This window comes from Sanguibacter inulinus (assembly GCF_013415325.1).
Classification (GTDB): domain Bacteria; phylum Actinomycetota; class Actinomycetes; order Actinomycetales; family Cellulomonadaceae; genus Sanguibacter; species Sanguibacter inulinus.
Genome location: NZ_JACBYE010000001.1, coordinates 41011 through 53935 on the forward strand (window position 1 = coordinate 41011; position 12925 = coordinate 53935).

Below are 12925 nucleotides of genomic sequence, written 5' to 3' on the forward strand. Positions count from 1 at the left end.
GGCCTACCTCTGCAGCTCGACGACGCTCTGACCGATGCGCACCTGGGTCCCCGGCGACAGCGGGGTCGGGGCCGACACACGCTGGTTGCCGATGAAGGTGCCGTTCGTGGAGCCCAGGTCCTCGAGGACCCACTGGTCGCCGGACGGGAAGATCCGGGCGTGGCGGGAGGAGGAGTAGTCGTCGTCGAGCACGAGGGTGCAGCTCGGCGCGCGCCCGATGAGGATCGCGGAGCTGGTGAGGGGGAGCGTGGTGCCGCGCAGCGGTCCCTCGCTCACGACGAGCCGGGTGGGCCGGTTCTTGCTCTGGGCGGGGGCCGCAGGGGCCGGTGCGGTCACGGTGCCGACGCCCGTCTCGTGCGAGCCCTTGCGGGTGGTGATGCGGGTGCCGTAGAGGTCGTGGCGCAGGACGCGCACGACGGAGTAGACGAACAGCCACAGCAAGACCAGGTAACCCAGCCGCAGCAGGGTGATCGTCAGCTCGTTCATCCGGGGCAGGTCACCATTCACCGTCGGCAGAGTCGTCGGCGACCCCGGTCCAGAACATGATGCGCGTCCGGCCGATGGTCAGCGAGTTCCCGTCGAGCAGCGTCGCGGCCGGGACCTGGTGGCCCTCGACGTACAGGCCGTTGGTCGAGCCCATGTCTGTCGCGACCACGCCGTCGGGTGTCACGCGGATCTCGAGGTGCCGGCGTGAGACGCCCGGGTCGTCGACGACGATGTCGGCCTCGGCGCCTCGGCCGATCACTGTCACGGGGCCCGTCAGCAGGTAGCGCTGGCCGTCGATGTCGACGAGCGGGTGGCGTGAGCTCGGGGTCGCTCCGGCGCTCGCGGGGGCGACGGCTCCGCGGACGGTCGACGACCTGACCTCGAAGCGGCCGGTCTCGAGACCCTCGACCTCTTCGAAGGTGACGGTCACGGCACCGACGAAGGCGTAGTGCTGCGTCCCGGCGTACTGGGTGACGTTCGCGGCGAGCTCGTCGGCGAGGGGCTCCGCGCCCCAGCTCTCGATCTGCGCGAAGTCGTCGACCGACAGCTGGATGGTGAACTCGTTGGGTACCACCGTGCGGTCGCGGTCCACGGCTGCGGCGCGGTCGTCCACCTCGCGGCGGAGCGCGCTCGCCAGCTCGACGGGCTTCAGCTCGCTTCGGAAGACGCGGGCGAACGTGTTGTTCACAGCGCGCTCGACGCTCTTCTCGAACCTGTCGAGAACTCCCATGTCACCTCCTCCGATCGTGCTGCGCGGACCGTCGGCGGACGGCACGCAGGCCCGTGTGCTGGACCTATGATGGCTGAGGAGCGACCGGTTACCGGTCGCGACTCGCACTGCTACGTCGTCCCATCGTATAGACAGTTGGGTCGACGGTGCGTGGATGCACAGGGTTCAGCGTAGACGTGATAAGTTCTCTGAGTCTCGCGTGAGTGGCGGAATGGCAGACGCGCTGGCTTCAGGTGCCAGTGTCCGTAAGGACGTGGGGGTTCAAGTCCCCCCTCACGCACGTAGGTCCGTCTTGACGGACATCAGAAGGCCCCGACCGGTTTCCGGTCGGGGCCTTCTGCGTCGTCAGGCCGTGCTCTCCCGCGGGTTGCTGCGGTTCTCGGGCTCGGCACACGGCCGGGTGGCGCCCTGCGCCTGCTCCGCCGGGCCGTCGCCGAGGGGGCCAGGGCGCTGGCCCGCCACCCGACCGTGCGCAGGTGGCCCGTCGGGGCGGTCGCTTGCACGCGCGATCTTCACCCGCAGCGGCCGGGGAGGGGCTGTGCAGGCGGTGTGCCGGACTGCTCTCGCGCGCCGACCGGATCCGCACAGGGTCTCCCCTCGACAGGTCCCGGGCGGCGCGCGAGCGAGGCGTCAGTGCGCCGTGTAGAAGACTGGCTCGGGCAGACCTGCCTCGGCACGGACCTGTCGGGAGTAGCCCTCGATCGAGCGCAGGGCGTCGACCACGTCGGCCGCGGTGACGGGGAAGGGCATGTTGTGGATCGTCTCGCCCTCGACCACGGAGAGCTCGGCCACGCGCTGCAGGTCTTCGACGTCGGTGGTCTTGAGGCCGATCTCGGTCAGGGTGTTCGGCAGACCCACCTTCGTGGTGAAGATGATGAAGTCGCGGATCTCCTCGGTCGGTGCGCCCTCGAGCACGAGCTGGGCGAGCGAGCCGATGTTGACCTTCTGCCCGTGCGTCAGCCCGTGCGTCTGCGGGGCGGCGGTCAGGCCGTTGTGGATCGCGTGGGCCGCGGCGAGGCCGCCAGACTCGAAGCCGAGACCCGAGAGCAGGGTGTTGGCCTCGACGAGCTTCTCGACCGCGGGGGTCACGAGGTCGTCCTGGACTGCCGCGATGGCTGGCAGGGCGTTCTCCCAGATGAGGTCCCACGAGAGCCTGGCCAGCGCGAGAGCCGTCTCGGTCTGGAGACCACCCGCCATCGTGGTCGCGTGCGCTCGCTGGGTGGCCCGTGCCTCGAGCCAGGTGGCGAGGGCGTCACCGACACCCGCGACGAGGAACTTCACCGGGGCGTTCGCGACGAGCTGGGTGTCGACCAGCACGAGGTCCGGGTTGTGCGGGAAGAACCTGTACTCCTCGAACTCGCCCTCCTCCGTGTAGATCACCGAGAGCGCAGAGGCCGGGGCGTCGGTCGACGCGACCGTCGGTGCTGACACCCAGCGGATCCCCGCGAGGTGGCCTGCGGCCTTCACGGCGTCGATGGTGCTGCCACCACCGATGCCGATCGCCACGTCGGCGCCGGCGTCCTGGATCGCCGTGACGAGACGGTCGACCTCACCCTTGGTGGCGTAGCGGCCGAAGGACTCGCGGACCACCGTCAGCCCCGCAGCCTCGAAGGACGCCCTCACCTGCTCTTCCACGATGCCCCAGACGACGTCGTCCGCGACGACGATCGGGGTCGTGCCGATCGGCGCCGTGAACTCGCCGAGCCGGGCGATCGCGCCCTTCGCCTGGACGTAGCGTCCGGGGCTGATGACTGTGCGGACGGGAATGGCAGAGGCGGACATGGCATCTCCTTCGTGGCGGGATGTGCTGGTCCCTTCGACCCTAGGCTCCGGCGTCGGGGCGTGCCCAGCCTCGAGGGCGGAGAGTGCGGTTTCTCTCAGCGACCTGCCGCCGGCCTGCTGCTCGGGCCCGAGAAGGCGAGCGCCACCAGAAAGACTCGTTTGGTGAGTGATACGGTGCGTCATATGAGAACCGACGCACCCGCGTTGATGCCCATCTTCCGCTCCCAGCTGCAGGCGCGCCTGCTGCTCGAGGTGTTGACCTCTGCCGAGCCGCTCACGGCGTCACAGCTGGCACGCACGCTCGACGCCCCGGACGCCACGGTGTCGAGGGAGGTGCGCAGGCTGGTCGAGGCAGGGCTCGTCCGTGGTGAGAGGGTCGGACGGGCGCTGCGCCTCCACCCGGCTGTCGACAACCCCGCGACCGCGCCGCTGCGTCAGCTCTTGGTGGTGACCTTCGGGCCCGCCATGGTCCTGGAGAAGGCCCTCGCGGGCATCGACGGGGTGCAGCACGCGTACATCCACGGCTCCTGGGCCGCGAGGTACCAGGGGGAGCCCGGAGGCCCGCCCGGAGACATCGACCTGGTGCTGATCGGTCGGCCGTCCCGGCGTGTGGTTGACACGGCACTCCAAGATCTCGAGGAAGAGCTGGGTCGCGAGGTCAACGCCACCTACGTGAGCCCGGAACGCTGGCAGGATGACGACGACCCGTTCATCAGGACAGTGCGCTCTCGACCGCTGGTCGCGCTGCGCCTGACCCCTGAGCTCGAGGAGGATGCGTGAGCTGGAACCCGGGGAGTGCCGAGATCGATGTGCTGCTGGAGCGAGGGAGGCTCGAGAAGGTGCCCCCTCATCTCGATGGCGCTCGCGGACTCGTCCAGCAGGCTCGCAACCACCTCACCTCGGCACGGAGGATCGCGGACGACGACGTCGAGCTCGCCTACGACGGGCTGCACAGTGCCAACCGCAAAGCCCTGACCGCGGTGCTGCTCGCCCAGGGGCTGCGACCGACCCGAGACGGTGGGCACACTGCGGTGCACGAAGCTGTCAGGGCGCAGCTCGACCCGCCGCTCGGCAGTGTCTTGGCGCCCTACGGGAGGATCCGTCGGCAGCGCAACGACGGCGACTACCTTCACGAGCAGCCCGCGACACCAGAGGACGTCTGGCACGACCTCCCCCTGTGCGAAGAGATCGTCGACGCCATGGAGAAGATGCTCGGGCAGATGTCGGCCTACTGATCTCTGCGCGAGGTCAGAGCATGTCTCTCAGCAGGTGACGAAGGTGTACCCCGGGTCGCCGGGCAGGCTCAGCGGGCGGTCGCGCCCCACGACGGGGATCGCGTCGTCGCCATGGCCGTGGTCGGCGCACGAGGTCTCGAGCAGGTCGGCGAAGTCGGGGGCGTCGTCGTAGACGATCTCGATCACCTGGCGGCCGTAGACCGCCGTGTAGTCGCCGCACTCGTCGTACACGGCGCAGTCTTCGGCGACGGCCAGGTCGAAGCCGGCGGCCTTGCCCCGGTCGCCCAGCTCGACGGTGTTCTTCTGGGCGATCGCCATGCCTGCGGCGTGCGCCCGCTCTACCAGCAGCGACGCGAGAGCGAGGTTGTCTGCCTCGGTGAGGAGTCCGTGCGAGCGGGTGTACGAGTCGAGGTTGTCGGGCTCGACGGCGTCGAAGCCCTTCTCCGCGCAGGTGTCCACCTGCTCCCCGAGGATCTCTGCGATCGCCTCGCGCTTCTCGGCCGTCGACGTGTCGAGCAGCAGCTCGTCCGGCCAGTCTGGGTCTTCGAGAGGGGCGCCGTCGACGTGCAGCACGAGGTCGGGGTGGTCGGAGAGCCAGGCCTCGGAGTCGCCAGGCTGGGTCTGGAACCCGTTGACATAGCAGAGGTCGTAGCCGAGGCCGGCTGGCTCCGCGGTGACGTCCCGGACGACCACGGTGACGCCCTGGGGCGGGTCGTACGCCCCGCCGAGCTGGTAGTCGACCTGCGCGCCTGCAGGAAGCAGGCTGACCTCGGGACGGGCGGTGCTGCTGGTTGCCCCGGAGCTGCCGGCATCGTCGGGCACCGGTCCGACGGTGGCTGAGGTTGCGGGGACCTGGTCGTCGGTGTCGTCAGGTGCGGGGTCCGTGGCGCAGCCTGCGAGCACGACGGTCAGGGCTGCGCAGAGAAGCATCCACCCGTGGCGTGTCCGCCGGTCAGCTCGTCGGGGCGGGTGAGGTGCGGGTGCGACAGACATGGGCACCAGTATGCGGGTGGTGCGACGGGCGAACCGGTCGCGGTCTCGTCCGGCCTCCCGTGGCTGGACCGGCCTCCCCACGACCGGTCCGGGCCTGGCGGTGGTCGACAGGTGACAGGACGGGGCGTAGGACGCCGGGCCCGCCCTCCGGTGAGAGACGACGACGGCCGGCCCCGGGGTAGGGGACCGGCCGTCGTCGCGATCCGGGCGCCGGCTGGGCCGCCCGCGACCGGAGGGTCAGGCTGCGGGGACCGTGTACCCGGCGTCCTCGCAGGCCGTGGTGAGCTCTGCGGTGGCTGTCGTGATCGCCTCGGCGTCGACGGTCACGTCGGGCGTGCCCGAGCCGGCGGCCGAGACCACGGCGCCGAGCGGGGAGCGCAGGCCCTCGATGGCCGACGCGAGGTCGGTCGGGGACTTCGCGATCGCACCGACGAGCTCCTGACGCAGGTCGGAGACCTGGGTCAGCACGGTCTCGTCGACAGCGACACCCGCGAGGGCGGTGAGCTGGCTGACGATGCTGTCCTCACCACCGTCGAACAGCGTGCCGCAGACGGCGACAGGGTCCTTCGAGACGGCCTCGGCGGTCGCCGCGGCCGGGGCCGAGGTCGTCTCCGTCGAGCTGGAGTCGTCGGTGCCCGAACAGGCAGAAAGCAGAACCAATGAACACATAACCAGAGCAATCCTCTTCATACAGTCATCGTATCTGCGGCTGGCCAGCGAATATTCGGGACTGTGGACGGCCTGCGGAGACGAATGGGCTGAGAAGGGGGCAGAAGGGCCTGGGGAGGTGGCCCCGGAGCTCTCGGCTGCTCAGCTCTGGTGTGTGTGCTCGGTCACCTCGGGAGCAGCGAGCCGGGGAGCAGCGCGCCCGCGAGCAGGCGCAGCGTCTCCTCGCGGGTCTCGACCCGGCGGGGGTCGCTGCCGACGTAGGCGGAGGAGACGGGCGAGATCATGATCTCGTCGGTCCTGACCATCTCGGCGAGCTCACGGACCTTCGCGGCTGCGACGTCCGGGGTGCCGATCGCCCACGAGCCGCGGATCGCCTGGGCGATGCCGGCGTGCTCTGGGGCGATGCCCTCGCGCTCGGCGTCCTCGACCAGCTCTTGCGGCTCGAGGCCCTGGCCTGTCCGCAGCCGGATCATCGACCGGATGTAGGGGAGCGCCCGGCGCTCGGCCTCCTCGGCGGTCTCCGCGACGACGGCGTTGATGATGCCGAAGGTCTTGGGCTCCGCGAGATGCTCCGAGGGACGGAAGGCGGCGCGGTAGGTCTGCATCGCCTCGCGGGTGCCCTGCCCGGCGAAGTGGTGCGCGAACACGTACGGCAGCCCGAGGGCCGCGGCGAGCTGCGCCGAGTACATGGAGGAGCCGAGCAGCCACGTCTCGGGTGCCGAGGTCGCGTGCGGGGTCGCCCTCAGCGGATAGCTGCGGCCGCGCAGGTCGAGGACCATGCCACCGGGGGACATGAGCTCGATGGTGTCGCGGACGTCGTCCGGGAAGGTGTCGACCGAGCTGCTGCCCTGGGCCGCGCCCGACCGCAGCATGTGGCTGGTCACGGGGTCGGAGCCGGGAGCGCGGCCGATGCCGAGGTCGATGCGCCCCGGGAACGCTGCCTCGAGGACGGCGAACTGCTCGGCGACGGCGAGCGGCGCGTGGTTGGGGAGCATGACCCCGCCCGACCCGACGCGGATCTGCTGCGTGGCCGAGGCCAGCAGCGCGAGCAAGACAGGCGGGGTGGTCGAGGCCACCGCGGGCATGTTGTGGTGCTCGGCGATCCAGTAGCGCCGGAACCCGAGCTCGTCGGCCGTCTGCGCCAGACGGGTGCTCGCGGCGATCGCGTCAGCAGAGGTCTGGTCTGTCCTGACGGGGATGAGGTCGAGGACGGAGAGTGCAGAGACAGAGGGGACAGGGGTGCTGTCGACGGGCGCGGGGTCCACCGGCGTGCCAGTGGTGGGGTTGGTGCTCACTCAGGCTGCAACCGGGGTGCGCGTCGCGCTATTCCTCTCGGAGACGAGGTGCGAGGCGGGGTCGACCACGTCGGTCCCGGCGAAGAGCGAGTCCATGAGCAGGTCGTGGTCGGCGACCGACGAGGCCGGGGCCTCCCAGCCCGTCGCGAGGACCTCTTCGGGGCTGCTGTCGAACGAGAGGTCCGCGGACGTCTCCGCGGGTGCGCTGCCGGTGAGCTCCGAGGCGTCGTCGGGGACGACGACCGCGGCGGCTGTGCGGCGGGCGTTCCACAGCGCACGGACGGCGTAGACGCCGATCGCGACCCAGATGACGTTGACGACCGCAGAAGGCCACGCGCTGTGCACCGACGCGCTCACCGAGAGGAGTCCGGCACCCACGATGTTGAGCCCCTGGAACAGCAGGGAGTCGGGGGAGATCCGCTTCATCGTGACCAGACCGTAGGCGACGACGGCGCTGATGGCACCGGTCCACCCGGCGAGGGTGAGGAGGATCTGGGCGGCTGCGGACATGACGAACTCCTGATGACGTGCGGTGGGGGGTGCGGTCCTGCCGAGCCACCGGCTGCGGACCACGAGGTGATGCCCCCAATCATGAGGCTCCAGATGCTGTAGCACAATCGAATCATTCTCCAAACCCCATGTAGCATCACTACATGGCTCTGGACGCGCGAAGACTTGGTGTACTCCTGGCGGTCCACAGGGCTGGAGGAGTGGTGGCAGCCGCCGACCTGCTGCACCTGACCCCCTCGGCGATCTCCCAGCAGATCGCCAAGCTCGAGGCAGAAGAAGGTGTCGAGGTGCTGCACCGCGGCCCCCGCGGCGTGACGCTGACAGCCGTCGGGCTCATGCTCGCCGAGGCGGCCGAGCGCATCGAGTCCGAGCTCGTCGAGGCGCGCAAGCAGATCGCGACCATCGGGCCGGACGTCAGCGGACGGGTGACCATCGGCGCGTTCCAGACCGTGACCCGCAGCGTCGTCGCTCCCATGCTCGTCGAGCTGGCCGAGTCTGCGCCCGGGCTCGAGATCGACGTCCACGAGGTCGAGACCGACGACGCGAACCGTGGTCTGCGCAGCGGTGAGTACGACATCGCGATCGTCGAGCACGACTCCTCGGCGGAGCGCCCCGTCCCGCGCGGCTTCCGCGAGGTGCCGCTGCTCGACGAGCCGTGGCGGATCGCCGTGCCCACCTCCATGGCGACCCCGACGAGCCTGCAGGACCTCACCGACGCCGTGTGGATCGGGTCGGAGAAGACGACGGCCGCAGCCCGGGCGCTCTCCCGTGTGGTGGACCTGGCGAAGCCGACCCGGTCGACACTGCACAGCACGTACAGCTACGAGGTCGCGATCGCCCTCGTCGCGGCCGGCCAGGGCGTGGCGCTGCTGCCGGCTCTCGCCCTCGAGCACGCCGACGTCGCGGGGGTCGACGTGGTGCCGATCGCCGGGCTCGGCATGAGGCACATCGCCGCCCGCCACCGCGCGAACCGGCACGAGCCGACCCCGGCGGTGACGGCGGTCATCGACGCGCTTCTCGCGCAGGTGGTGACGCTCGACCTGGGGTACATCGGCTGAGCGCCGGAGGCGCCGGTCGTGGCTACATCCCGTGACCCGTCGCGTGGCCAGAGGCTGCGCCGGTCAGCACGTCGGCCTCGGCAGTCTCGTCCTCGGTGACCCAGGTCCCCTGGTGGAACCTGATGCGGGCCGACCCCGTCGACACGTCCCAGATCGACATGTGACGGCTGCACCTGTCGACCTCGTCCAGGTGGTAGGTCACGAGCACGAGGGGCCAGGGCATCTCGTGGAAAGCCCAGTCGGAGAAGGTACGGTCTCCGACCTCGACGTCTCGTGCTGTAGACCCGGCGACAGCCTCGCGGCTGACGGCGTCTCCGTCGCAGGTGATCGCCGAGAAGTCCTCGTGGAGCAACCACTCGAGGCGCTGTCGGTCCTTGCCCGCTGCTGACGTCCACAGTGCGGTCTCGGCAGAGATGACCCGCTGGCGCTCCTGCGGGTCAGACGTGGTGCGCTCGTTCATCGATGATCCCCCTGCTTCTTGACAGATCGTCAGTATGCCAACGCGTCCCGTGCTGTGCGCGGCGGCGTCGAGGCGGGCAGGGGTGAAAATCTGCGGCCGGGCATGGAAGAGCCCGTGGGCTGGTGGATCGCTCCACCTGCCGCGAAGGACGAGATCGCGGCACCCACGGGCTCCGGTGACTGCCTGGTATTCGCTGCCGCCCACCGCGTGGCGGTGCGGGGCCGGCGAGTACTGACAACCGGTTCGTCCGTCAGCTGCCAGCGCGACCTTGCGCGCTGGTCCTCGACCAGGCTGGCTGGTCGATGCTGGTGGCGACTAGCGGACAGCCACCTCACGAGTCCGAGTGAACTTCATGTCTGGGACCACCTCCTTCCGATGTACCGACGACGCTACGCCTGCGCAGGGCGAGAGCTCAAGGGGTTTTTCTCGTCTGTGGACGACGGGTCGGCCGCCGTGCTGGTGACCTGCGCAGACACCACCGGGCGCGCGTCGGCGTGACAGGCTGGTGCCCCGACCTCACCCCCGACCGGAGGACGCCCCAGTGACCGACCCCCACAGCCCTGCGGACCACGAGACCCCCGCCGCGGACCACACGCCCGCCGCCGACGGTCAGGTGCGACCCCTGCGCATCATGACAGTCTGCACGGGCAACATCTGCCGCTCGCCGATCGCCGAGGTGGTGCTCCGCGACAGGCTGGAGGCGGCAGGGCTCGGCGACGACGTGGTCGTCGACTCGACGGGAGTCAGCTCGGAGGAGCACGGCAACCCGATGGACCGCCGCGCCCGCGCGGTCCTCGCCGCGGCTGGCTATGCCGACCGCGCCCTCGACACGCACCGCGCCCGTCAGGTCGACGTGGCAGACCTCGGAGCCCGGGACCTGCTGCTCCCGATGACCGCCCGGCACGCTGCCGCGCTGCGCAGGCTCGCCGAGCGCAGCGGCCAGCCCGACGTGGTCGGAGACATCGTCATGTTCCGCACCTTCGACCCGGCGGCACCCTCGACCCGTGGCGTCGAGGACGAGCACCTGCTCGACGTCGAAGACCCCTGGTACGGAGGCCCCGAAGACTTCGACGTGTGCCTCGCGCAGGTCGAGGCCGCTGTCGACGGCATCGTCGGGTGGGCCCGGGTGCGGCTGGGGCGGGACTAGCCTCCCCCGCACTCCACACGAGGTGCGGTGGAGGCTGCTGACCGGGAGACGGAGCCAGCCCTCCGCCGGGTCGCCGCGACAGCCTCGGCCTGCAGCCTCGACCAGCAGCGAGGCCCCACCTCTGGAAGACTCGGGCCGCATGAGCGACACGACGTCGAGCAGGCCGTACTGGGCCAGCCGCTGGGAGAACACGTTCGACGCCGCCCTCGCGAGCGTCCTGCGCCGTCGCGGGTGGGTGCCGCGCATCGAGCCCTACACGGGGTACGGGCTCGCCCCGGGCGAGGACGCCACCGACGACGGCTGGGTCCGCGTGCTGGGGCGGGTCGTGCTCGCGCCGGCCCACAGGGCGACCACCCGCGACAGGGCCGCAGCAGGACGTGGTGGACGCGCCGACGACCCGACTGCCGTGGCCGAGAGCTCAGCCCCCACACCGCGCAGGCTGGGCCGACCTCGCGCCGAGGGCCCCGAGCCGCTGCGCGCCGTGCGCGGGTGGCGCAGCTTCCTCACCGCCCAGCTCCCGGGTGCGCCCGTGGTCATCACCGTCGACGGGACCGAGCACAGGGTGGTCGCCGACCGCGGTGGCTACGTCGACGTCGTTGTCCCCTCGCGGACCGACGAGGGCTGGCACGAGGTGCAGGTCGCACCTGTCGGCGGGCCGTCCGTGACAGCGCCGGTCCGGGTGGTGGGTCGCCAGGTCTGCACGGGACTCGTGAGCGACGTCGACGACACCGTCATGGTGACCTCGCTGCCCCGACCTCTCACGGCGATCTGGAACCTGCTCGTCCTGCACGAGGACGCGCGCCGACCCGTGCGCGGGATGGCTGACCTCTATGCCGAGATCGACTCGCTCGAGGACCAGCTGCCTGTCGTCTACCTGTCCACGAACACGTGGAACGGCGCGGCCGCGCTGCGTCGCTTCTTCGCCTTCCACGGCTTCCCGGCCGGACCGATGCTGCTGACCGACTGGGGTCCGACCAACACCGGCTGGTTCCGCAGCGGTCGTGAGCACAAGTTCCACAGCCTCGAGCGGCTCGCCCGCGAGCTCCCGCACGTGCGGTGGATCCTCGTGGGGGACGACGGCCAGCACGACCCGCTCATCTACAGCAGGTTCGCGCAGATGTACCCGGACCACGTGCGCGCTGTCGCGATCCGTCAGCTGAGCGCCGGTGAGCAGGTGCTCGCCCACGGCGCCCCCGGACCGACGGTCCAGGCCCGTGCCGGGATGTCGGCCGGGGCCGGGGCGAGCGTCCCCGTGGTGAGCGCACCCGACGGGGCGCGCCTGCGCAGGGCTCTGCGCTCGGCCGGTGTGCTCCCGGACCTGCGTGGCCACGCAGGCGAGGCAGGCCCTGCGACCATGGAGCCATGAAGGTCTCACGTCGTGCCCAGGTCCCGCCCTTCGCCGTGATGGAGGTGCTCGCCGCCGCCAACGCGCGACGCGCCGCGGGGGAGTCTGTCCTCAACCTCTGCGCGGGCGAGCCGTCGACCGGCGCGTCCGAGGTGGTCCGCCGCCGCGCGGTCGACCTCCTGCAGTCGGGCGACCTCGGGTACACCGAGGCCATGGGTGCCCCACCCCTGCGGGCGGCGATCGCCGAGCACTACGGGCGCTGGTACGGCGTGGACGTCCCGGCGTCGAGCGTGGCCGTGACCACGGGATCATCGGGCGGCTTCATGCTCGCCTTCCTCGCCGCCTTCGACGTCGGTGACAGGGTGGCGCTCGCCCGCCCCGGGTACCCGGCGTACAAGAACATCCTCACGGCGCTCGGCTGCGAGGTCGTCGAGCTCGACTGCGGGCCCGAGACCCGCTACCAGCCGACGCTCTCGCAGCTCCAGGAGGCGTACTACGGGGGCGGGCTCGACGGCCTCGTGCTCGCGAGCCCGGCGAACCCGACGGGCACCATGGTCTCGCCCGGTGATCTCGCGGCGATCGCCGGGTGGTGCGCGGACTACGACGTGCGGCTCGTGAGCGACGAGATCTACCACGGCATCACCTACGGCCCCGAGGGCGAGCAGACACCGACGGCGGCGTCGTACCTGGGCGACGGAGCGGTCGTCGTCTCGTCGTTCTCCAAGTACTGGGCGATGACGGGGTGGCGCCTCGGGTGGTTGCTGCTCCCTGACGACCTGGTGGCCCCGGTCGACGCGCTCGCGGGCAACGTCGCGCTCTGTCCGCCGGCGCTCGCGCAGCATGCGGGGGTCGCGGCCTTCAGCGACGAGGGCTATGCCTCAGCGCGGGCGAACGTCGAGCAGTACGCGCGGTCTCGCAGGGTCGTGCTCGACCGTCTCGACGACCTCGGGTGGGGACCCGTGGCCCCGGCCGACGGCGCGTTCTACGTGTACGCCGACATCTCGCGGTACGGGCTCGACTCCGTGACCTGGTGCGAGCGGCTGCTCGCCGAGACCGGCGTCGCGCTGACGCCGGGGACCGACTTCGACGGGGTCGCGGGGAAGGACTGGGTGCGGTTGTCCTTCGCGGCCGACCCGGCTGTCGTCGCCGAGGCGGTCGAACGGGTCGTCGCCTGGCAGCGGACGCTCTGAGGACGAGACGACGACTCGGAGGCGA

The 12925-nt window shown here is 70.9% G+C and carries 14 protein-coding genes and 1 tRNA gene; 7 read left to right on the forward strand and 8 right to left on the reverse strand.

Going from position 1 to position 12925, the window contains the following annotated elements:
* Positions 1-3: 3 nt before the first annotated feature.
* Positions 4-486, reverse strand: a complete 483-nt coding sequence (locus HZZ10_RS00185) for an FHA domain-containing protein FhaB/FipA (RefSeq protein ID WP_179911970.1) — start codon at positions 484-486, stop codon at positions 4-6.
* Between the two features lie 10 nt (positions 487-496).
* Positions 497-1216: an FHA domain-containing protein gene (locus HZZ10_RS00190; protein WP_056134666.1), complete on the reverse strand. Its 720-nt coding sequence runs from the start codon at positions 1214-1216 to the stop codon at positions 497-499.
* A 197-nt stretch (positions 1217-1413) separates the two neighbouring features.
* Here HZZ10_RS00190 and HZZ10_RS00195 point away from each other — a divergent pair.
* Positions 1414-1496: transfer RNA gene (locus tag HZZ10_RS00195), tRNA-Leu, on the forward strand.
* A 350-nt stretch (positions 1497-1846) separates the two neighbouring features.
* Here the strand turns inward: HZZ10_RS00195 and HZZ10_RS00200 are convergent.
* The gene (locus tag HZZ10_RS00200) at positions 1847-2998 is read right to left on the reverse strand and encodes a glycerol dehydrogenase (RefSeq protein WP_179911971.1); all 1152 of its coding nucleotides are present in this window, start codon (positions 2996-2998) and stop codon (positions 1847-1849) included.
* Positions 2999-3181: 183 nt separating this feature from the next.
* On the opposite strand from HZZ10_RS00200, the gene HZZ10_RS00205 reads away from it, so the two are divergent.
* Together HZZ10_RS00205 and HZZ10_RS00210 are read left to right on the forward strand one after the other, a co-directional pair.
* A complete protein-coding gene (locus HZZ10_RS00205) occupies positions 3182-3778 on the forward strand; it encodes a winged helix-turn-helix domain-containing protein (protein ID WP_179911972.1) in 597 nt (198 codons plus the stop codon).
* Positions 3775-4233: a hypothetical protein gene (locus HZZ10_RS00210; protein ID WP_179911973.1), complete on the forward strand. Its 459-nt coding sequence runs from the start codon at positions 3775-3777 to the stop codon at positions 4231-4233. Before HZZ10_RS00205 ends, HZZ10_RS00210 begins: the two co-directional genes overlap by 4 nt.
* A 27-nt stretch (positions 4234-4260) precedes the next feature.
* Here the strand turns inward: HZZ10_RS00210 and HZZ10_RS00215 are convergent, their stop codons facing one another.
* The 4 genes from HZZ10_RS00215 to HZZ10_RS00230 all read right to left on the reverse strand — a co-directional run bounded on the left by HZZ10_RS00215 (position 4261) and on the right by HZZ10_RS00230 (position 7700).
* Positions 4261-5163: an endo alpha-1,4 polygalactosaminidase gene (locus HZZ10_RS00215; RefSeq protein WP_179911974.1), complete on the reverse strand. Its 903-nt coding sequence runs from the start codon at positions 5161-5163 to the stop codon at positions 4261-4263.
* Positions 5164-5463: 300 nt separating this feature from the next.
* Positions 5464-5886, reverse strand: coding sequence for a hypothetical protein (locus HZZ10_RS00220; RefSeq protein ID WP_179911975.1), 423 nt, complete (start codon positions 5884-5886; stop codon positions 5464-5466).
* A 173-nt stretch (positions 5887-6059) separates the two neighbouring features.
* Complete coding sequence (locus HZZ10_RS00225; RefSeq protein WP_308507443.1) at positions 6060-7190, reverse strand: LLM class flavin-dependent oxidoreductase; 1131 nt, start codon at positions 7188-7190, stop codon at positions 6060-6062.
* Positions 7191-7700: a CBU_0592 family membrane protein gene (locus HZZ10_RS00230; protein ID WP_179911976.1), complete on the reverse strand. Its 510-nt coding sequence runs from the start codon at positions 7698-7700 to the stop codon at positions 7191-7193. It lies immediately after the preceding gene.
* A 143-nt stretch (positions 7701-7843) separates the two neighbouring features.
* Between HZZ10_RS00230 and HZZ10_RS00235 the strand changes: the two genes are divergently transcribed.
* Positions 7844-8758: a LysR family transcriptional regulator gene (locus tag HZZ10_RS00235; RefSeq protein ID WP_056134681.1), complete on the forward strand. Its 915-nt coding sequence runs from the start codon at positions 7844-7846 to the stop codon at positions 8756-8758.
* A 22-nt stretch (positions 8759-8780) separates the two neighbouring features.
* Here the strand turns inward: HZZ10_RS00235 and HZZ10_RS00240 are convergent, their stop codons facing one another.
* Complete coding sequence (locus tag HZZ10_RS00240; protein WP_179911977.1) at positions 8781-9218, reverse strand: DUF4440 domain-containing protein; 438 nt, start codon at positions 9216-9218, stop codon at positions 8781-8783.
* A 631-nt stretch (positions 9219-9849) separates the two neighbouring features.
* Between HZZ10_RS00240 and HZZ10_RS00245 the strand changes: the two genes are divergently transcribed.
* The 3 genes from HZZ10_RS00245 (at position 9850) to HZZ10_RS00255 (ending at position 12900) form a co-directional block, all read left to right on the forward strand.
* Positions 9850-10365, forward strand: coding sequence for a low molecular weight protein-tyrosine-phosphatase (locus HZZ10_RS00245; RefSeq protein ID WP_179912091.1), 516 nt, complete (start codon positions 9850-9852; stop codon positions 10363-10365).
* A gap of 139 nt (positions 10366-10504) precedes the next feature.
* Entirely contained in the window at positions 10505-11731 is a 1227-nt protein-coding gene (locus HZZ10_RS00250; RefSeq protein ID WP_179911978.1) for an App1 family protein phosphatidate phosphatase, read from the forward strand.
* Positions 11728-12900 (forward strand): pyridoxal phosphate-dependent aminotransferase, encoded by a 1173-nt coding sequence (locus tag HZZ10_RS00255; protein WP_179911979.1) that lies wholly within the window; start codon positions 11728-11730, stop codon positions 12898-12900. Before HZZ10_RS00250 ends, HZZ10_RS00255 begins: the two co-directional genes overlap by 4 nt.
* Positions 12901-12925: the final 25 nt, after the last annotated feature.